The sequence below is a fragment of the Streptomyces sp. KM273126 genome, from assembly GCF_004337435.2.
Taxonomy (GTDB): Bacteria; Actinomycetota; Actinomycetes; order Streptomycetales; family Streptomycetaceae; genus Streptomyces; species Streptomyces acidicola.
The window spans coordinates 942,374-961,589 of the sequence record NZ_SJXB02000001.1; the positions used below are offsets into that span (position 1 = coordinate 942,374).

The 19,216-nt window shown below is 71.5% G+C and carries 14 protein-coding genes; 2 read left to right on the forward strand and 12 right to left on the reverse strand.

What is annotated here, in order from left to right; translation table 11 throughout:
• Positions 1-442: 442 nt before the first annotated feature.
• Positions 443-1,450: a stage II sporulation protein M gene (locus E0500_RS03930; protein WP_131572043.1), complete on the reverse strand. Its 1,008-nt coding sequence runs from the start codon at positions 1,448-1,450 to the stop codon at positions 443-445.
• A 120-nt stretch (positions 1,451-1,570) separates the two neighbouring features.
• Between E0500_RS03930 and E0500_RS03935 the strand changes: the two genes are divergently transcribed.
• On the forward strand, positions 1,571-2,560 hold the full coding sequence (locus E0500_RS03935; protein WP_131572042.1) for an RDD family protein: 990 nt from the start codon (positions 1,571-1,573) through the stop codon (positions 2,558-2,560).
• 96 nt (positions 2,561-2,656) lie between these two features.
• On the opposite strand, the gene E0500_RS03940 is transcribed toward E0500_RS03935, so the two are convergent.
• The 9 genes from E0500_RS03940 to E0500_RS03980 form a co-directional block, all read right to left on the reverse strand.
• The gene (locus tag E0500_RS03940; protein WP_131572041.1) at positions 2,657-3,271 is read right to left on the reverse strand and encodes a hypothetical protein; all 615 of its coding nucleotides are present in this window, start codon (positions 3,269-3,271) and stop codon (positions 2,657-2,659) included.
• Positions 3,272-3,480: 209 nt separating this feature from the next.
• Positions 3,481-4,938 (reverse strand): adenosylhomocysteinase, encoded by a 1,458-nt coding sequence (gene ahcY / locus E0500_RS03945; RefSeq protein ID WP_131572040.1) that lies wholly within the window; start codon positions 4,936-4,938, stop codon positions 3,481-3,483.
• Between the two features lie 379 nt (positions 4,939-5,317).
• The gene (locus E0500_RS03950) at positions 5,318-6,295 is read right to left on the reverse strand and encodes a cation diffusion facilitator family transporter (RefSeq protein WP_131559272.1); all 978 of its coding nucleotides are present in this window, start codon (positions 6,293-6,295) and stop codon (positions 5,318-5,320) included.
• Positions 6,296-6,465: 170 nt separating this feature from the next.
• Positions 6,466-7,617, reverse strand: a complete 1,152-nt coding sequence (manA, locus tag E0500_RS03955; protein WP_131559274.1) for a mannose-6-phosphate isomerase, class I — start codon at positions 7,615-7,617, stop codon at positions 6,466-6,468.
• A 66-nt stretch (positions 7,618-7,683) separates the two neighbouring features.
• Positions 7,684-8,811, reverse strand: coding sequence for an SIS domain-containing protein (locus E0500_RS03960; RefSeq protein ID WP_131559276.1), 1,128 nt, complete (start codon positions 8,809-8,811; stop codon positions 7,684-7,686).
• A 99-nt stretch (positions 8,812-8,910) separates the two neighbouring features.
• Positions 8,911-9,081, reverse strand: a complete 171-nt coding sequence (locus E0500_RS03965) for a Trm112 family protein (protein ID WP_131559278.1) — start codon at positions 9,079-9,081, stop codon at positions 8,911-8,913.
• Between the two features lie 179 nt (positions 9,082-9,260).
• Positions 9,261-10,625 (reverse strand): phosphomannomutase/phosphoglucomutase, encoded by a 1,365-nt coding sequence (locus E0500_RS03970; protein ID WP_131559280.1) that lies wholly within the window; start codon positions 10,623-10,625, stop codon positions 9,261-9,263.
• Positions 10,626-10,783: 158 nt separating this feature from the next.
• Positions 10,784-12,400, reverse strand: a complete 1,617-nt coding sequence (locus E0500_RS03975; protein WP_131559282.1) for an L-lactate permease — start codon at positions 12,398-12,400, stop codon at positions 10,784-10,786.
• A 165-nt stretch (positions 12,401-12,565) separates the two neighbouring features.
• Entirely contained in the window at positions 12,566-12,988 is a 423-nt protein-coding gene (locus E0500_RS03980) for a DUF3499 domain-containing protein (RefSeq protein WP_131559284.1), read from the reverse strand.
• Between the two features lie 307 nt (positions 12,989-13,295).
• Here E0500_RS03980 and E0500_RS03985 point away from each other — a divergent pair, with 307 nt between their 5' ends.
• Positions 13,296-13,748, forward strand: a complete 453-nt coding sequence (locus E0500_RS03985; RefSeq protein ID WP_131559370.1) for a metallopeptidase family protein — start codon at positions 13,296-13,298, stop codon at positions 13,746-13,748.
• A 108-nt stretch (positions 13,749-13,856) separates the two neighbouring features.
• Here the strand turns inward: E0500_RS03985 and E0500_RS03990 are convergent, their stop codons facing one another.
• Both E0500_RS03990 and E0500_RS03995 read right to left on the reverse strand, forming a co-directional pair.
• Positions 13,857-15,371 carry a DUF5719 family protein gene (locus tag E0500_RS03990; RefSeq protein WP_131559286.1) on the reverse strand — a complete coding sequence of 505 codons (1,515 nt, stop codon included), beginning with the start codon at positions 15,369-15,371 and terminating at the stop codon, positions 13,857-13,859.
• Positions 15,368-19,060: a glycosyltransferase family 2 protein gene (locus E0500_RS03995; protein WP_131559288.1), complete on the reverse strand. Its 3,693-nt coding sequence runs from the start codon at positions 19,058-19,060 to the stop codon at positions 15,368-15,370. The genes E0500_RS03990 and E0500_RS03995 overlap by 4 nt, the downstream gene beginning before the upstream one ends.
• Positions 19,061-19,216 lie beyond the last annotated feature (156 nt).

Here is a 19,216-nt window from a genome sequence, read left to right on the forward strand (position 1 = left end):
TCTCAAGGAACGGACGCTTCCTTCGTACTCACCCGAGAGACTCTCTCGCGGCTTTCCTCCGGGCGCTTCCCTTCGGTGTTTCCGACTCTATCAGATCTTTTTCCGATCCAATTTCCTCGGTGCTTTCCAGGCCAGTCGCTTTCGCGCTTCCCTTTCCGGCGGTTCCGACTTTATCAGAAGTTTTCGACCGGACTGACCGGCGTTCATTTCTGAATCATCGGGAGAGGCTTCGTCGAAATCGATGTGTCGAGGTTTCGAGAAGCAGATAGATGCTCGCCGTCGCCACCGAGGGAGACTCTCCCTCTAGGCAACTGTTCAAATCTACCTCCCCACACCACCCGTGTCAACGGGTCCTGCGAGGCGAGAACGACAGTAACAGGTCGTCGGGCGCGCCTGCACATCGGCGGTGGGCCTACGAGCCTGCCGGGCGCACCTACTGCTGTCAGGCGGCCGTCGGCAGGGCTGCGCTCCGTTCGGGTTCGGCGAGGTCACCCATGTCCCCGGCCCGGGCGGCGCGGCCGCCCAGGACGTAGACGTATGCGAGGAAGGCCAGTTCCGCGGCGACGCCGATGCCGATGCGGGCCCAGGTGGGGAGGCCGGAGGGGGTGACGAAGCCTTCGATGGCACCGGAGACGAAGAGGACCAGGGCCAGGCCCAAGGCCATGCCCAGGGCGGCGCGGCCTTCCTCGGCGAGGGCCGTTCGGCGAGTCCGGGCACCAGGATCGATGAGGGTCCAGCCGAGGCGCAGGCCTGTTCCGGCGGCCACGAAGACGGCGGTCAGTTCCAGGAGGCCGTGCGGGAGGACGAGGCCAAGGAAGACATCGAGGCGGCCGGCCGAGGACATCAGACCGATGCCCACGCCCAGGTTGAGCATGTTCAGGAAGAGGATCCAGAGCACCGGCAGGCCGAGGAAGACGCCCAGGACAAGGCACATGGCGGCCGCCTGGGCGTTGTTCGTCCACACCTGGGCCGCGAAGGACGTGGCGGGGTGGCTGGAGTAGTACGTCTCGTACTCGCCTCCGGGGCGAGTGAGCTCTCGCAGTTGGTCGGGGGCTGCGATCACGGACTGGATCTCCGGGTGCGTACCGATCCACCACCCCAGGACAGCCGCCACGGCGGTGGACAGGAGTGCCGTGGGTACCCACCAGTGGCGGGAGCGGTAGACCGCGGCGGGGAAACCGTGGGCGAGGAACCGGGTGACATCGCGCCAGGAGGCGCGCCGGGTGCCTGTCACGGCACTGCGCGCGCGTGCCACCAGTTGGCTGAGACGCCCGGTGAGCTGGGGGTCCGGGGCGCTGGACTGGATCACTGAGAGGTGAGTCGCCGTGCGCTGGTAGAGGGCGACCAGTTCGTCGACCTCGGCGCCGCTGAGGCGTCGCTGGTTCCGGAGCAGTGCGTCGAGGCGGTCCCACTCGGCGCGATGAGCGGACACGAAGACGTCGAGGTCCATCCGGTTTGCTGCTCCTCGTCCTGTCGTATCTGCGTGTCAGCTTGTCGTACTGGGGCGCGATGTGTCCTCAGCTTGGCAGACTGGCTGTTCTCGGGGCAGGTCAGGGGAAGGAACAAGTAAGTGACTGAGCTAGTGACGGGCGAGGCGGTGGCGCTGGAGCTGCGCCCCGCGAAGCTGCCGAGCCGGGCTCTGGCCGTGTTGCTCGACCTGATCGTCGCCTTCATCGGCTACATCGTCGTGACCATGGCGCTGGTCCTTGCGACCGCGAGTCTGGACGAGGCGGCGCAGACAGCGATATCGGTCGCTGCCTTCTTGCTGGTGCTGGTGGGCGGGCCGATCGCCGTGGAGACACTCAGCCACGGACGTTCGCTGGGGAAGCTGGCGTTCGGGCTGCGGGTGGTGCGGGACGACGGTGGGCCGATCCGTTTCCGGCACGCGTTGGTGCGTGGCGCGGTCGGCGTGGTCGAGATTCTGATGACTCTGGGGGTCATCGCGTGCATCGCCTCGCTGGTGTCGGCGCGCGGGCGACGGCTCGGTGATGTGTTCGCGGGGACGCTGGTCGTACGGGAGAGGGTGCCGGCCGGGCGCGCGCAGTTCGTGCCCCCGCCGCCGCACTGGCTGGCGGGGCGGTTCTCCGAGCTCGATCTCTCGGCGGTCCCGGATGGGCTGTGGCTGGCCGTGCGGCAGTACCTGACGCGGATGCAGCAACTTGATCCGCAGGTCGGGCGGGCGATGGCGGAACGGCTTGCCTCCGATCTCGCCGCGGTTACGGGGTCTCCAGCGCCGCAGGGTGTTCCGGCGGCCGCTTACCTGGCGGCCGTGGTGCAGGAACGGCAGGCGCGAGAGGCCCAGCGGGCATTCGGGGGCGGGGCGGTTGTCGGCATGGGCCCGTTCGGTCCCGTGCCGGTGCCGTCTGTCGGAACCCCGGGCTGGGGTGGAGCCGTTGTGGCCCCGAGTGGACCGCCCCCGGCAGCAGGCGCGCCCGAGGCGCAGCCCCCGACGGCGCTGCCACAGTCCCCGGCATCGCAGCCCGCCGAGCCCGCGCCGTCCCAGGCCAGCGCAACCGAGCAGACCGACCGTCCGGTCACTGGATTCGTGCCGCCTGCGTGAGGTGGGGCGCCGGATCGCCGCGCCATTCGGACACCAATCACGCAGCGTCCTGCGTCCTGCGTCCTGCGTCCTGCGTCCTGCGTCCTGCGTCCTGCGTCAGCTGAACACCGATGGCGGTGATTCGAGGTGCTCCAGTTCGATTCCGGGGCCCGTCAGGACCACGTCGCCGGTGATGTGGACGGTGTGCTGCTCGCCCGTGTCCAGGGCTGTGACCTGGTATTCGTCCACGGTCAGGGGGCCGTTGTCAGTGGCGTGTGCTTCTCTTGCGATCAAGGCCCAGGACTGGTCGACGGTGCGCGGGGCGAGGACCGGGTCGGTGAAGGCGATGAGGCGTACGCGGGTTGCGGGCGCGGAGGGGGTGAGGCGCAGGAGACGAGTGGTGGCGATGAGGAACGCGGGGGAGGTGCCGGTGAAGGCGTGGGCGCGGACATTGCCTTCGGTGGCATGTGTGCCGGTGGGGTCGGTGCGGACCCAGGTGACGCCGTCGAGAGCGGCGCCGCGGACCTGCCAGCTCGCGGCGTGGAGTTCGAGACGGATGGGGCGGCCGAGGTCGTCGAGGGCGAGGTCGACGGAGCCGACGTGGTCGCCGGAGGGGCTGGTGACTTGGGAGACATAGCGCCAGCCGGAGGGGCCGGGCGCGCACTGGAAGTGTTCTTCGGCGAGGAGGGAGTGGTCGTGCGGATCGTGGAGCGAATAGCGGCCGCGGGGCATGGGGGTCCTGGAGCTTGACGGGCTGCTGGTCCGGGCGTCCTGGCGGGCGCTGGTCCGGCCGGCACGGGCAGGCCCCCGGCACGGGGGTGCGGGGGCCTGCCCGGGACCTGCTGTCCGAGTGAGCGCGTCAGTGCACGGGTGCGCTCAACAGCAGTGGCGACTCGGTAGCCGTAGCGGTCCGGGGCAGTATCTGCCAGTGACGGTACCGGTCAGTAGCGGTAGTGGTCCGGCTTGTACGGGCCCTCGACCTCGACCCCGATGTACGCGGCCTGCTCCGGACGCAGCGTCGTGAGCTTCACGCCGAGGGCGTCGAGGTGGAGGCGGGCGACCTTCTCGTCGAGGTGCTTGGGCAGCGTGTAGACGCCGGTCGGGTACGCGTCGGGCTTGGTGAACAGCTCGATCTGGGCCAGGGTCTGGTCCGCGAAGGAGTTGGACATCACGAACGACGGGTGACCGGTGGCGTTGCCCAGGTTCAGCAGGCGGCCCTCCGACAGGACGATGAGCACCTTGCCGTCGGGGAAGGTCCACGTGTGGACCTGCGGCTTGACCTCGTCCTTGACGATGCCCGGGACCTTGGCGAGACCGGCCATGTCGATCTCGTTGTCGAAGTGGCCGATGTTGCCGACGATCGCCTGGTGCTTCATCTTGGCCATGTCCGAGGCCATGATGATGTCCTTGTTGCCGGTCGTGGTGATGAAGATGTCGGCCTTGTCGATGACCTCGTCGAGGGTCGTGACCTGGTAGCCGTCCATCGCGGCCTGCAGGGCGCAGATCGGGTCGATCTCGGTGACGATGACGCGGGCGCCCTGTCCGCGCAGGGACTCCGCGCAGCCCTTGCCCACGTCGCCGTAGCCGCAGACGACCGCGGTCTTGCCGCCGATCAGGACGTCGGTGGCACGGTTGATGCCGTCGATCAGGGAGTGGCGGCAGCCGTACTTGTTGTCGAACTTCGACTTGGTGACGGCGTCGTTCACGTTGATCGCCGGGAACAGGAGGACGCCGTCGCGCTGCATCTCGTACAGGCGGTGGACGCCGGTCGTGGTCTCCTCGGTCACGCCGCGGATCTCGGAGGCCAGCTGGGTCCACTTCTGGGGGTTCTCGCCCAGGGTGCGGTGGAGCAGCTGGAGGATGACGCGGTGCTCGTCGGACTCCGCGGTCTCCAGGCCGGGGACCTTGCCGTCCTTCTCGTACTCGACGCCCTTGTGGACGAGGAGGGTGGCGTCACCGCCGTCGTCGAGGATCATGTTCGGGCCGCCGGTGGGCGAGTCGGGCCAGGTCAGCGCCTGCTCCGTGCACCACCAGTACTCCTCCAGCGTCTCGCCCTTCCAGGCGAAGACCGGGACGCCCTGCGGGTCGTCCGCCGTGCCGTTCGGGCCGACGGCGATCGCGGCGGCGGCGTGGTCCTGGGTGGAGAAGATGTTGCAGGACGCCCAGCGGACCTGGGCGCCCAGGGCGACCAGGGTCTCGATGAGGACCGCGGTCTGGACGGTCATGTGCAGGGAGCCGGTGACGCGGGCGCCGGCCAGGGGCTGGGCCTCGGCGTACTCCTTGCGGATCGCCATCAGGCCGGGCATCTCGTGCTCGGCGAGGGTGATCTCCTTGCGGCCGAAGTCGGCCAGGGAGAGGTCGGCGACCTTGAAGTCCTGTCGCTTGTCGACAGTCGTCATTGCGAGCTGCTCCTCGATGTCGGGGCGAGGGTGGGTACGGCTGGTCTGCGCGGCGGCGGACACAGGGGTGTCCGAAGAGGACTCAGGCATGTCCGTGCGCGCAGCGCAGTCCGTCGGAGGCCCTCTCTCCCTCGGCCGGTCCGCGGTGGGACCGCCCGACCGCCATCAGCAGCGACGTCTGGCTCCGTCCCAAGCTACACGGTCGGCCCTGCTGTCCCCAGTCCGCCTCCCCAGTCCGCCTCCGCAGTCCGCCTCCGCGCAGATCCGGTCAAGGGCGGGCGGTTCGGGGGTGATGGTGCCGGGCGGGGGCCGGCGCGGGGTGTGAAGCGGCAGGGCCCGCCGAGTAGTTCGGCGGGCCCTGGTTCGGTCGGTGGGACCGTCAGTGGTCGGCGGTCTGGACGGGGCCGCCAGGGGTGGCCTCGGTGTCCGGGCCCTTCGCGGCCTCCACCTCGCTGTAGATGTCCGGCTCAAGGTAGATGACGCGGGCGATCGGGACGGATTCGCGGACACGGGCCTCGGCGGCGTTGATGGCGGTGGCGACCTCGGCGGCGGTGTCGTCGTGCTGGACGGCGACCTTGGCGGCGACCAGGAGCTCCTCGGGGCCCAGGTGGAGCGTGCGCATGTGGATGATGCCCGTGACGGTGTCGCCGTCGACGAGGGCCTTCTCGATCTTCGCGACCTCTTCGGCGCCCGCGGCCTCGCCGAGCAGCAGCGACTTGGTCTCCAGGGCCAGGACTACCGCGATCAGGATGAGCAGGATGCCGATCAGGAGCGTGCCGATACCGTCCCAGACGCCCTCGCCGGTGAGCAGGGCGAGGCCCACGCCGCCCAGCGCCAGGATGAGACCGACCAGCGCGCCGAGGTCCTCCAGGAGGACGACGGGCAGTTCGGGGGCCTTGGCGTGGCGGATGAAGTCCTTCCAGGACTTCTTGCCGCGCAGGGCGTTGGACTCCTTGATGGCGGTGCGGAAGGAGAGAGACTCCGCGATGATCGCGAAGACGAGGACGCCGACCGGCCAGTACCAGTTGTCCAGTTCGTGCGGGTGCAGGATCTTCTGGTAGCCCTCGTAGAGGGCGAACATGCCGCCGATCGAGAACAGGATGATGGAGACGAGGAAGGCGTAGATGTAGCGCTCGCGGCCGTAGCCGAACGGGTGCTGCGGTGTCGCCTCGCGCTGTGCCTTCTTGCCGCCGACGAGCAGCAGGGCCTGGTTGCCGGAGTCGGCCAGCGAGTGCACCCCCTCGGCGAGCATCGAGGACGATCCGCTGAAGGCGAACGCCACGAACTTCGCTACCGCGATCGCGAGGTTGGCGCCGAGTGCCGCCACGATCGCTTTGGTGCCGCCTGACGCACTCATGTGTCCGGGATGTCCCTTCGCCTACGCTTTTGTCTATCGTCTTTGTCCGTCGTCGGCCGGGCTTTGCCCGCCTTTTGCAGTGGGCATTGTTGCAGCCCGGTCCGACGTCGGTGTGCCAGGTCTCCGTTCCGATGCCATTCAGGCGTTCGCCGGCGCCTTCCGGCTGATCGTCAGGCGACCACTGTGGCGCGGAAGACCGTGCCGGCGCCAGACACCTGGGCCTTTTCGCCGGCCGGTACGAACACGGACTCACCGGGACGGAGCGGATGATCGCCTGCCTGTACGGAACCCGCCGTGCACAGCAGGACCTGCGGGGTCTCGCGCGTCAGGTCGTGGGCGGCTGAGCCCTCGGGTCGGACGTAGCGGGAGAGACGGAACTCGTCGATGGGGGTCTCGTAGACCTCCTCGCCGTCCGGGGACGCCTCGGGGCGCAGGACGCCGGGGTCGCCGGCCTCGAAGCGGACGATGCGCAGGAGTTCGGGGACGTCGACGTGCTTGGGGGTCAGGCCGCAGCGCAGGACGTTGTCCGAGTTGGCCATGATCTCGACGCCGAGGCCGTTCAGGTACGCGTGCGGGACGCCCGCGCCGAGGAACAGGGCCTCGCCGGGCTGGAGTCGGACGTGGTTGAGCAGCATGGCGGCGATGACACCGGGGTCGCCCGGGTAGTGGTGGGCGAGGTCGGCGTACGGGCTGTAGGTGCCGCCGAGGCGTTCGCAGGCGACCGCGGTCTCGTGGACCGTCCGGGCCATGTCCTCGGGGTCGGCCGACAGCACGGCCGTCAGCACCTCGCGCAGGGCGGCCTCTTCGGGGTGGGCGTGCAGCAGGTCGACGTACGGCTTCAGGGAGTCGACGTCGAGGCCCGCGAGCAGGTCGGCGGCCTGTGCGGGGTCCCGGAAGCCGCACAGGCCGTCGAACTCCGTGAGGGCACAGATCAGTTCGGGCTTGTGGTTGGCGTCCTTGTAGTTGCGGTGGCCGGCGTCCACGGGGATGCCGCGGCGCTCCTCGTCGTCGTACCCCTCCTGCGCCTGGTGGAGGTTGGGGTGCACCTGGAGGGAGAGGGGTGCGCCGGCGGCGAGGATCTTCAGGAGGAAGGGGAGACGGGGGCCGAACTTGGCGACCGTTCGCTCCCCCAGCTCCCGCTCCGGGGCCCCGTCGATCACCTCGGTGAGGGGGCCGCGTGCGGTGCGTGAGGGCGCGCCGGGGTGGGCGCCCATCCACATCTCCGCCTGCGGTTCGCCGGTCGGCTCCACGCCCAGGAGGTGCGGTATGGCGGTGGTGGAGCCCCAGGCGTAGGGGCGGATGGTGTTGTTGAGGCGGTCCATGGTTCCTTTTGTCTCCGGTGCGTACGCGGCTCGGCCCCGGTGCTGGTCACGGGGTGCGAGCCCACTTCACGTCGCTGAGGCGAGCGCCAGGTAAACGGCGGCGAAATCCGTGACGGCGATCAGCTCCGCGAGGGTCTCCAGGTCGCCGCCCTGTTCGGGTTCCAGTTCGCTGATCGCGGTGTCGTGGCTGAGGGCCAGTTCGCGGGCGGCGGTGGCGGCGCTGAGGGCGCCGCCCGCGCGGTCGCGCAGCAGCACCACGCGCGCGTGGAGGGCGGCCTGCTCCTCGACGCGGTCGCGGAAGAAGTCGTCGGGGTCGGCGCCCGCGGCCAGGGCGCCGGAGAGCAGGACCGTGTGCGAGGCGAGCGCCTCCGGCAGCTGGGCGGCCAGGGCGGGGCGGCCCGCGAGCTCGGCCAGCGCGGCGGCGAAACGACGTCCCACGGGTCCCGCGGCAAGGCCCTCGGTCCAGATCAGCGGGAGGGACTCGGCGAGTTCGGCGGCGAGGGTCTTGGCGGGGTTGTTGTAGGTGACGACGGCCGGTCCGCAGCGCTCGGCGATGTGGTCGAGGAGGTCGGCGACCCTCTCCAGGGCGTCGGGGGGTGCCGTGATCAGGCCGGTGCGGTCGAGGAGCGCAAGCATCGGGGTGAGCAGCGCCCACAGGAGGCCGGGCTCGGTGGCCGCGGGGGGTTTGTCCTGTTCGTACGGGGCGGTCGCCATGGGGACGAAAAGGCCGTAGACGCCTGCTACCGCATCGGTGATCGGGGTGTGGGCGGGGGCTACGGCGACGACCGTGCAGCCGCGGCGGTAGGCCTGGTCGACGAGGAGTGAGAGGCCCGGTTCGGTGCCGTCGGGGGTGGCGACCAGGAGGAGGTCGAGGGATCCCACCCAGCCGGGGAGCTCCCAGCGGAGGGCGCCCGCGGCGGGGGCCACACCGGTCGGATGCAGCCGGGTGACGGGGCAGCCGGAGCCGGCCAGGGTGCCGAGGAGGTCGGCGACGCCCGCGGACGCGGTGCCGGGACCCGCGATCAGGACGGCGCGGGGGCGGCCGTCGGGCTTCAGGTTGGGGATGCCGGCCTCGGTCGCGAGGCGGACGGCGGTGCGGACCCTGGCACCGGCCTCGGCGGCTCCCCGGAGCAGGCCGCGATGGTCCGCCTCCGCCAGGGCGTCGGGGGTGTCGAGCAACGATTCGTCGAGCATGGGCGGCAGCCTCCGATCGCCGGTTGCCCTTGGTTCCCTTGTCGCCTGGTTCCCTTGTCGCCGGGTTCTCTTCGGCGTACCCGCTTCCGGGCCCGGGTGTTACTCGGGGCGGCGGGCCTCGTCGACGAGGAGTACGGGGATGCCGTCCCGTACGGGGTAGGCGAGGCCGCAGTCCTGGCCCGTGCAGACCAGCTCGGAGTCCTCCTCCTTGAGGGGGGCATGGCATGCCGGGCAGGCGAGGATCTCCAGGAGGCCGGCTTCGAGCGGCATGGGCGTGTCCTTCCGAACGTGGATGCGGCCTGGTCAGCGTACCGCTGCGCGGGGCCCGGCGCCGGAGGGTGGCCGAGTGGGTACGGGGCTCCCGTTGTGGGCACCCCGCCACCCCTCGAACTCCCCCAAGCTCTCGGCTTCGCTCGAGCAGGGGGTACCCCCGTGACGGGCCAGGGAACTCAGCCCCTGATGATCGCCAGGGCCTCGTCCCGGACCTTCGCCACCGTCGTCTCGTCCCGGGCCTCGGCGTTCAGGCGCAGGAGGGGCTCCGTGTTGGAGGGCCGTACGTTGAACCACCAGTCCGTCGTGGAGACGGTCAGGCCGTCCAGTTCGTCGAGCTCGACGCCCTCGCGGCCCTCGTAGGCGGCCTTGAGGGCGGCGAGGCGGCCCGCCTGGTCGTCCACCGTGGAGTTGATCTCGCCGGAACCCGCGTAGCGGTCGTACTGGGCGACCAGGCCCGAAAGGGGGCCGTCCTGGCCGCCCAGGGCGGCGAGGACGTGGAGGGCGGCCAGCATGCCCGTGTCGGCGTTCCAGAAGTCGGCGAAGTAGTAGTGCGCGGAGTGCTCGCCGCCGAAGATCGCGCCCGTGCGTGCCATCTCGGCCTTGATGAAGGAGTGGCCCACGCGCGTGCGTACCGGTGTGCCGCCGTTCTCCTTGACGACCTCCGGTACCGACCACGACGTGATCAGGTTGTGGATGACCGTGCCCTTGCCGCCGTGCTTGGCGAGTTCGCGGGAGGCGACGAGCGCGGTGACCGCGGACGGCGAGACCGGGTCGCCGTGCTCGTCGACGACGAAGCAGCGGTCGGCGTCGCCGTCGAAGGCGATGCCGAGGTCGGCGCCCTCCTCACGGACGCGCTTCTGGAGGTCGACGATGTTCGCCGGGTCCAGGGGGTTCGCCTCGTGGTTCGGGAAGGTGCCGTCCAGTTCGAAGTACATCGGGACGAGGTCGAGGGCCAGGCCCGCGAAGACCGTGGGCACCGTGTGCCCGCCCATGCCGTTGCCCGCGTCGACGACGACCTTCAGGGGACGGATGGCGGTCAGGTCGACGAGGGAGCGGAGGTGGGCCGCGTAGTCCTCCAGCGTGTCGCGCTGCGTGATCGTCCCCGGGGTCGCGGCGGGCTCCGGCGCGCCCGACTCGCTCCACTGCTCGACCAGCTCGCGGATGTCGGACAGGCCCGTGTCCTGGCCGACCGGGGCGGCGCCCGCGCGGCACATCTTGATGCCGTTGTACTGAGCGGGGTTGTGGGAGGCCGTGAACATCGCCCCGGGCAGGTTCAGCGCGCCCGACGCGTAGTACAGCTGGTCCGTCGAGCACAGGCCGATCTCGGTGACGTCGACGCCGCGCGCCGCCGCCCCGCGCGCGAAGGCCCGTGACAGGCCGGGCGACGAGGGCCTCATGTCGTGGCCGATGACGATGGCGTCCGCGCCGGTCACCTGGACGAAGGCCGCGCCGAAGAGCTCGGCCAGCGGTTCGTCCCACTGGTCCGGGACCACTCCGCGTACGTCGTACGCCTTCACGATCGTCGACAGATCAGCAGCCACGGCCTACCCTCCTGAAGTCCTCATCGGTCACCTCAAACTACCCGCCCGAGGTGACAGTCGGCTGTGCGACGTCTGTGGATGCGTAACGACTTCGTTCCGTGTTCTTCCACGGGTCACCCAAGCGCTTCTCCCGGGCCCGTGGACGTCCAGCGAATCGCTCACGGGAGCATCCAGTCCAGTACGGGCGTGCTCTGCCCCACCACGATGAGACACATCACCAGGAGCAGCCCGAGGCTCCACGGCAGCACCTTGCGCAGCAGGTCGCCCTCGCGGCCCGCGAGCCCGACCGCCGCGCACGCGATGGTCAGGTTCTGCGGCGAGATCATCTTGCCGAGCACACCGCCGGAGCTGTTGGCGGCGGCGAGCAGTTCGGGCGAGAGCCCCGACTGCCGTGCCGCGCTCACCTGGAGGGCGCCGAAGAGGGCGTTGGCCGAGGTGTCCGATCCGGAGACCGCGACGCCGAACCAGCCGAGGACCGGTGACAGGAAGGCGAGTCCGGCGCCGGCCGCCGCCACGAAGTGGCCGATCGTGGCGGCCTGTCCGGAGAGGTTCATGACGTACGCGAGGCCGAGCACGGAGGTCACCGTGAGGATCGCGAACCGCAGTTCGTATACGGTCGCCGCCCACTCCTTGACCGCCACGCGCGCGTGGACCCCCAGTACGGCCGCCGTGCACACCCCGGCGAGGAGTACGAGGGTGCCTCCGGTCGACACGATGGGCCAGGTGAAGACGTTGCCGCCGACCGGGTCCCCGTCCGGGTTCGCGACGTCGAGGAACGGCCAGTCGAAGGTACGGGTCGCCCCGGCCAGCCAGTCCTTCACGACGGGGATCTGCGCGATGGAGAAGATGGCGACGATGAGCGCGTACGGCGCGTAGGCGCGCACGACCTCGCGGCGCGGGTCCTCCTCGTCCAGGTCCTCGCTGCGGGCGCCGGTCAGGACGGCCGCGCGGACGGGTTCGGCGGCGGGCCTGCGCGCCTGGGGTACGGCGACCAGGGCGGCCGCGCCCAGCAGGGCCGCCCCGATGTCGGCGAGTTGCGCGGAGACGTAGTTGGACGCGACGAACTGACCGACGGCGAAGGCGGTTCCGCACACCACGGCGGGTATCCAGGTCTCGCGCAGCCCGCGCCGTCCGTCGACCAGGCCGACCAGCACCAGGGGCACCACGAGGGCCAGCAGTGGCGTCTGACGGCCCACCACGGACGCCACGGTGTCCAGGGGCAGTTCGGTGACCTGGGCGAGGGTGACCACGGGCGTGCCCATGGCGCCGAAGGCGACCGGCGCGGTGTTCGCGACCAGCGCGACCACGGCGGCCCGCACCGGTTCGAAGCCGAGCGCGACGAGCATCACGGCGCAGATGGCGACCGGCGCGCCGAAGCCCGCGAGGGCTTCCAGGAGCGCGCCGAAGCAGAACGCCACGACGAGCGCCTGGATGCGCGGGTCGTCGGAGAGCCGCCCGAACGACCGGCGCAGGATGTCGAAGTGCTGGGTGCGGACGGTCATCCGGTACACCCAGAGGGCGTTGACGACGATCCACATGATCGGGAACAGACCAAAGGCGGCGCCCTGTGCGGCGCCGGAGAGTGTCTGGCCGAGCGGCATGCCGTACGCGAGCCACGCCACGAGCGCGGCCGCCGCGAGCCCGATCAGGCCCGCATGGTGTGCCTTCATCCGTACGCCGCCGAGCAGGACGAGGACAAGGACGAGCGGCAGGGTCGCGATGAGTGCGGACAGGCCGAGCGAGTCGGCCACGGGTTCCAGTTCCTGGACGTACACGGGCGCCTCCCCGGATTCCGCGATGCGGAAAGCGATGTCTCACCGGTACCCGGAATGGTCGTGTCCGTGACAAGCAGACGTCAATGCGCGTGCACCGCTCGGTCAAATCCGCACACGGGGAGCACAACTACGAACAGGAAGCACAACTGCGCAGAGCAGAGTCCGTCAGTTGTCCGGGGACCTCAACACCCGCAGGTGACCCCGGCGGGCGACCTCCATCGGGTCCGCCGCGCGACCGCTGCCGCCGGCCTCCGCGGCACGCTGCTGCGGCCTGGCGGCCTCGCGCACGGCGTTGGCCAGCGCTTCCAGATCGTCACCGCTGGGCCGGGCCGGAGCGGAGCCGTCGAGGAGACGCACGACCTCCCAGCCGCGGGGGGCGGTGAGGCGCTCGGAGTGCTCGGCGCACAGGTCGTAGCAGTGGGGCTCGGCGTAGGTGGCGAGCGGGCCGAGGACCGCGGTCGAGTCGGCATAGACGTACGTCAGCGTCGCGACGGCAGGCCGGCCGCAAGCGGTGCGCGAACAGCGACGTACAGGGCTCACGACGTTGGACGGTACCGCACTCTTGAGCGGGCTGCGACGACTCTCCACCAGGTCACTCCACCGTGTCGCGTTGTGAAACGCCCCACACGCCCCACTGGACACCCCATTCTGACCTGGGCGGAGACGCGCGTCCAGAATGCCGAACATCTCGCAAACCGATCACAAGTCGCCCCAAACTCTGTCAATTGCCTTGAGGTTGACGGTCCTGGAGGGATGCGGAATCGAGCCCAACCTTGGCTGGAATGGTCATCTGCCGACATGCCGTACGGCGTCCACAAGGGCTCGACGCGTTCCCTGCCGGGCCCCGCGTGGGCGTCGGGCACCCGCCCCGGCCGCGGACTACGCTTCGAAGGTGATGGACAACCCCGTACCGCCCCGTGCCGCCGCACCCGGGCCCCGCCGCCGTGACCGGCACGGCAGGGGCATGCGTGGCCCGGTCGCGCCGCCCCAGGTGCCTCTCGCGGCGAGCCGCGCCGAGGTGTTCGCGGACCTCGTGCAGGACTCCGTGGAGCGCCTGGAACGGCGCTGGCCGCAGCTCGCCGACATCGACTTCCTGGTTCTCCAGGTGCCGCGGCTCGACGGGCCGCGCGGGGCCGCCTGGAGCGACGAGGCGGTGCCGCTGGGGGGAACGATCCCCGCCCTGGAGGGTCGGCCCGCGCGTGTCGTCGTCTACCGGCGGCCCGTCGAGATCCGTACCAAGGGGCGGGAGGAGCGGGCCGCACTGGTTCACGAGGTCGTGGTGGAGCAGGTGGCCGAGCTGCTGGGACTCACGCCGGAGACGGTGGATCCCCGGTACGGGGAAGAGTGAAGGCGGCTGCGGGGGCTCGCCGGGAGGGGAGTCACCGCCTCCCTTGCCTCTGCCCTTCCCGTCCCTGGGGGCCGCGCCCCCTTGCCTTTGCTGCCTCTGCTCCCTCCACTACCTCTGCAGTACCGACAAATCCTGTTCCGCGTCCGGTACCGCCACCGTGCCCCGGTCGTCCGGGAGGGGCTGGATCGTGAAGCCGGTGACGCCGTTGACGGTGGTTTCGAGCATGCGGGAGGCATAGACGGAACCGCCGGACACCGGCTCGACCGTCAGTGCGTACGTGCCCTTCAGGCCGCTCGGGACGGGCACCGCCACGTTCTGGGTCGTGCCCGACTTGATCGTGTACGTCTTGGTCGTCGCCGTGCCGCCCTCGCTGCCCGGCGACGCCGTGACCTTGACCTCCGCGGTGCGGCCCGGCGCGGTGAGCGCGAGGGTGACGCCCTTGGAGCGGTTGTCGGCGACACTCGCGCGCGCACCCACCGCCCGGCTCCCCGGGATGAACGCCGTCTCCTGCTTGGTGCCCTTGCCGCGAACCACCCGCGCCGCGGCCACCACGGGCACCGAATCGTCCGTCGGCGTCAGCACCAGGGACCCCGCCTCACCCCGTGTGACGTCGCCGAGGTCCACGGCCGCGGTCATGCCGGCCTTCACGTGCAGCTCGTTGCCGACGGGGGTGATCAGCCCTGAGGGGGTCGCGAGCCGGACCTTCAGGTCGGCGTCCTGCCCACCGGGCGCGAAGGCGACCAGGCGCACGGACGTCGCGTCCTTCGGGATGCCGGGGATCACCACGCTCCCCGCGGGATCGGCCGAGGGAGCGAGCCAGTCGCCGCCCGCCTCGGCGTCCAGCGCCTGGACTGCCGCGGCGACCCGGCCGCTGCGCACACTCACGTGCACGGTCAGGTCGTCCTCCGGCGCTTCGGTGAGCGTGGACAGCAGCACCGGCTCGCTGGAGCGCGGCTTGACCGTGATGCCCTCCCCCACGGTCGTCTTGAGGGCGCCGTCCTTGCCGTACAGCTCGACATCGACGACGGCGGCGGAGTCGTCCGGGTTCGTCAGGTGGACGTAGTCGACGCGGTCGGCTCCGGTGCTGGCGCCCGGGAACCAGAACTCGGTGTCCGGAGCGGTGCAGTTGGTGCCGAGCAGACCGCGTCCGTTGCCCGCGGCGACCTCGGTGGTCTCCTGGACGGTCCAGCCCGGCGCGTACTTCCCCTCGGCGAGACCGATCAGCGCGGGCGCCTCGGCTCCGTCGGTGCTGCCGGTGACGGGCTTGCCGGGGTCCTGCGGCTCCAGGACGGGCTTCGTGGCCTTGCCGGTCTGCTTCTTGCCGCTGTCGCCACCGCCGTCCGCCGGCTCCTCGTCCGCCGAGTCCTCGCCCGCCGCCGCGAGTTCGGCCTTCCCCTTGGCGCCGGTCCCCTCCGTGACGGGCGTGAAGGACGTGTACGCGGTCTCCGCGACGTCCGACGTGCTCGGCTGGGGGCAGAGAAGGCTCGTGCGCTCCACGGGCAGTTGGGCCGCCGCCCTGGCCGTGTCGTCGCCGGAGGCGTCGGGCGCGGTGAGCGCGGCGAAGCCGGTGACGGCGGCGAGCGCGGTCGCCCCGGCGATCAGGGACAGGGTCGTGCGGTTCACTGCTGGCTCCCGTCGGGGCGCTCACGGTCGGGGCGTTGCGACGGGTCGTACGTCGCGTCGTAACCCTGGGGGTACGTCTGGTCGTACGACGCGGTCGTGCCGCCGTAGGCGTACGGGTCGTACTGGCCGCCCTGGTGGGCATCCGCCTGGTACGGGTCCGCCTGGTACGTCTGGTCGTACGTGCCCGCCGGGTACTGCTGGGCGCCCTGGTACGGGTCGTGCCCGTAGGTGCCCTGGCCGGTGCCCGCGTACCCCTGGGTGTCCCAAGTGCCGTAGGACTGCTGCTGCGGGACGGCTGCCGCTGCCGGGGCCTCCTCCGGAGGAGGAGGCGTGGCGGCGGTCTGGTCGGTGCCCGCCCCGCTCTCGGCCTCGGCTTCGGCCTGGGCCCGCAGACGGCGGGCGCGGCGGCCGTCGCCGGTGATGTCCTGCGCGGGGACGACGGGCTCCTCGGGAAGGTCGTCGTCGACGTCTCGGCGGCGGCCCGGCAGGGCGAGGACCACGAGGACGACGGCGAGCGCGCCCTGTGCCCACAGCCAGCCGGTGTGGCTCATGGGGGCCTCGTAGGTGACGTCCAGCGTCCCGCCGTTCGGAGGGAGTTCGAAGCCCTGGGCCCAGCCGTCGATGGTGGTGCCGGTGAGCGGCTTGCCGTCCAGGGTGGCGGTCCAGCCCTCGCCGGCCGTGTCGGCGAGGCGCAGGACACGGCCTGATCCACCGTCGGGGACGGTGGTGTGGATCTCGACGGGGCCGGCCGCGACGGGCTGCGGCTCGCCGGAGCCGGAGACGATGGTGGCGCGGGCGACCTGCCGGTCCACCCGCCACAGGGCGCTGCCGTCCTGCTGGCTGAGCCGGGTGAGGCCGGGCGTGGCGTCCAGGACGCGGCTGACCTCGCGGGGCGCGCCCTTGCGGACGAGGACGTAGCGCACGGCGAATCCGCCGAGTTCGTCGGCCTGGTCGGCGCCGGAGCCCGCCACGAGGTTGGCGACGACCTTGTCGAGCAGCTTGTTCTCGCCGCCCGCCGCCGTGAGTTCGGCGTCGCCCATGCGCGCGCCGGAACCGCGGACGAGGCTGTAGCCGACCTTGGCGCCGGAGTCGCTGTCGACGACCAGGGTGCGGGCCTGGTCGCGGGTGCCGCTCTCCTCGGCCACGAACGCGGGCACCTGCACCGGGTCGCGCCGCTCCAGGGGTCCGTCGGCGCCGCGGATCATCCACCCGGCGGCGCTCAGCAGGGGGCCGGCCGCCGCGGCGAACGCGATGAGCGCGGCCACCGGCTGACGCCAGCCGAAGCTCTGTTCGGCCACGCGCGAGCGTGCCCCGTCGGCACCGAGCACGGCGGCGGCCAGCAGCGCGATGCCGTACACGAGGGTCGCGGGTCCGGCCCAGGTGGAGCCGTTCGAGAGGACCGCGAAGACGAGGGCCACGAGGGCGGCCGACCAGGCGGTCCAGATGGACAACTGCCGCTCGGAGCGCAGCAGGGCGGCCAGGGCGGCCAGCACGACGCCGCTGAGCATCAGTCCGCTGACCGTGCCGGGCCCGCCGGGGCCGGCACCGAGGAGATCGGTGGCGGAGGCCGTGCTCGCCCCGTACTTCAGACCGGCCTCCCTGAAGAAGCCGAACGGCAGCAGCGTCAGCGACCAGGGGGCGAGGACCAGCAGCGGAGTGCCGAGCTGGACGAGGAAGCGCACCCCGTGGGCGGTGATGGCGCCGCGGCGCAGCACGAGGAGCCCGAGGCCGAGGACCAGGGAGATGGGCCACACGATGGGCGTGAACGCGGTGGTGACGGTCAGCAGCAGCGCGTACGCCCAGGCGGCGCGCCAACTGCCGGGTGCGCCCGTGGCGTTCGCGAGGCCGGCGGCCGCGATGCCCGCGCGGGCGATGAGCGGCAGCAGGACCGCGAGGACGGCGGTGCCGATGCGGCCGCCCGCGAGCGCGCCGGTGGTGGCGGGCAGGAAGGCGTACGCGACGGCCGCCCACGCGCGCAGCAGCCGGGACTGGACGAGGGGCCGTGAGGCGAAGTACGCGGTGAACCCGGCGAGCGGCACGGAGGCGACGAGCAGCACGGTGACCGCGAGCCCGGTGGAGCCCAGCAGCAGCGAGGCGAGCATCGCGACGAACGCGAGGTAGGGCGGCGCGGACTGGGTGTCGCCCGGGCCCACCGGATGCCAGCCGTCGAGGTAGCGCGCCCACAGCTCGCCGGCGTCGGCGGGCGCGGGCAGCAGCGCGCCGCCCGCGAGCGCGCCACCGCCGAGCAGTTCACGGCAGGCGATGAGCGAGACGAACAGCAGGACGGCGAAGAGCACGGGCCCGGGCTTGCGGGCGACGCGCTTGAGGCGGGCGAACTGCTCGACCTCCAGGAAGTCGCCGTCGTCGCCGCCGGGTCCGGACTCGACCGCGCCGCCATGCCGGCCGGCGGAGGAGGACTCGGGGTCGGAGCGGCCCATCAGGTTGCCCGCGACCTGTTCGACGGTGGCCCGGACTGTGGCGCCGGGTGGCGGGAACAGGGCCCGCAGCTCGCCCTTGTCGAGCTGGGGGCGGCCGCGCCTGCGGCGGCCCGCGATGATCCGTTCCGGACGCAGCAGTGTGCCCAGAAGACCCCGGATCTCGTCGACGGCCTGTCCGGGGACCTTGCCGACGAGGTAGGCGAGGGTGCGCAGCAGGGTGCCGAGCACGATCCGGACCAGCACCCACGGCAGTTGTGCCGTACGCGTGTTGACGAGCAGGGTGTAGACGGCGCCGGCCTTGTCGACCATGTGCGGGGAGGCGGCGCTGCGGCCCACGCAGTCGACGGTGCGGCGCTCGCGCGAGGCCGCCTCGGCGTGTCGTACGACCGCTTCGGGGGCGACGAGGACACGGTGTCCGGCTTCGGTGGCGCGCCAGCACAGGTCGACGTCGTCACGCATCAGGGGCAGTCGCCGGTCGAAACCGCCGAGTTGTTCGAAGATGTCGCGGCGGATGAGCATGCCGGCGGTGGAGACGGCGAGGGCGGGCTTGACGTGGTCGTGCTGCCCCTGGTCCTGCTCGCGCCGGTCCAGGCCGGTCCAGCGGCGGCCGGAGTTGGCGATGGTGACGCCGACCTCGAGGAGCTGACGGCGGTCGTACCAGCCGCGGAGCTTGGGGCCGACGACGGCGATGTCGTCCCGGCCCAGCTCGCGCTCGTTCTCGACGACCCTCAGCAGCTGGGCGAGCGCTTCCGGTTCGGGCGCGCAGTCGTCGTGCAGCAGCCACAGCCACTGCACCGGCTCCCCATGAGGGAGCTCGGGCATGTCGTACGCCTCGTCGCGCCAGGTGCGGGTGACGGGGTCCCAGCCGCTGGGGCGCTTGAGGTACGGCAGGTCGTCCGGGGTGAGGTCACCGGCGGTGCGGTTGACCTCGTCGACGGCCTGGCCGAAACCGGTGCGCCGGGCGAGATGGAGGACCCGGTCGGCGCCGAGGGCGTCGGTGAGCAACTGGGCCGAGTCGTCCGCGCTGCCGGTGTCGGCCGCCATGACGTTCTGCACGGGGCGCTCCTGGCCGAGCACCCCGGCGAGCGCGTCGGGCAGCCAGCGGGCGCCGTCGTGGGCGACGAGCACCGCGGTCACCACGTGTCGCGGAAACTCGGGTGGGCGGGTCGGGTCGGACACCGCTGAGCGGGTCGGGTCGAACACCGCGGTGGCAGCGTCGTGGTGGGCTGCCGGGTGGCTGTGCACGGACATCGAGGTACGGGCCCCGGTTCGATGGACTGCGGTCGACGCCTGTGTCCTGCGGGGACAGCGGACGTCTCGGACGAGCGACCACACTAACGGCTGGGCAGCACGGCGGCCCGCCGCCTGTGGACAACCCACCGGCGACGGGCCGATCGTTACGTAGGG

Bases quoted from the DNA above. Each gene is read 5' to 3' on its own strand.
- E0500_RS03950 (WP_131559272.1), bottom strand. From the start codon at position 6,295: ATGAGTGCGTCAGGCGGCACCAAAGCGATCGTGGCGGCACTCGGCGCC.
- E0500_RS03960 (WP_131559276.1), bottom strand. From the start codon at position 8,811: ATGCTCGACGAATCGTTGCTCGACACCCCCGACGCCCTGGCGGAGGCG.
- E0500_RS03965 (WP_131559278.1), bottom strand. From the start codon at position 9,081: ATGCCGCTCGAAGCCGGCCTCCTGGAGATCCTCGCCTGCCCGGCATGC.
- manA (WP_131559274.1), bottom strand. From the start codon at position 7,617: ATGGACCGCCTCAACAACACCATCCGCCCCTACGCCTGGGGCTCCACC.
- E0500_RS03940 (WP_131572041.1), bottom strand. From the start codon at position 3,271: ATGCCCCGCGGCCGCTATTCGCTCCACGATCCGCACGACCACTCCCTC.
- ahcY (WP_131572040.1), bottom strand. From the start codon at position 4,938: ATGACGACTGTCGACAAGCGACAGGACTTCAAGGTCGCCGACCTCTCC.
- E0500_RS03985 (WP_131559370.1), top strand. From the start codon at position 13,296: ATGGACAACCCCGTACCGCCCCGTGCCGCCGCACCCGGGCCCCGCCGC.
- E0500_RS03995 (WP_131559288.1), bottom strand. From the start codon at position 19,060: ATGTCCGTGCACAGCCACCCGGCAGCCCACCACGACGCTGCCACCGCG.
- E0500_RS03930 (WP_131572043.1), bottom strand. From the start codon at position 1,450: ATGGACCTCGACGTCTTCGTGTCCGCTCATCGCGCCGAGTGGGACCGC.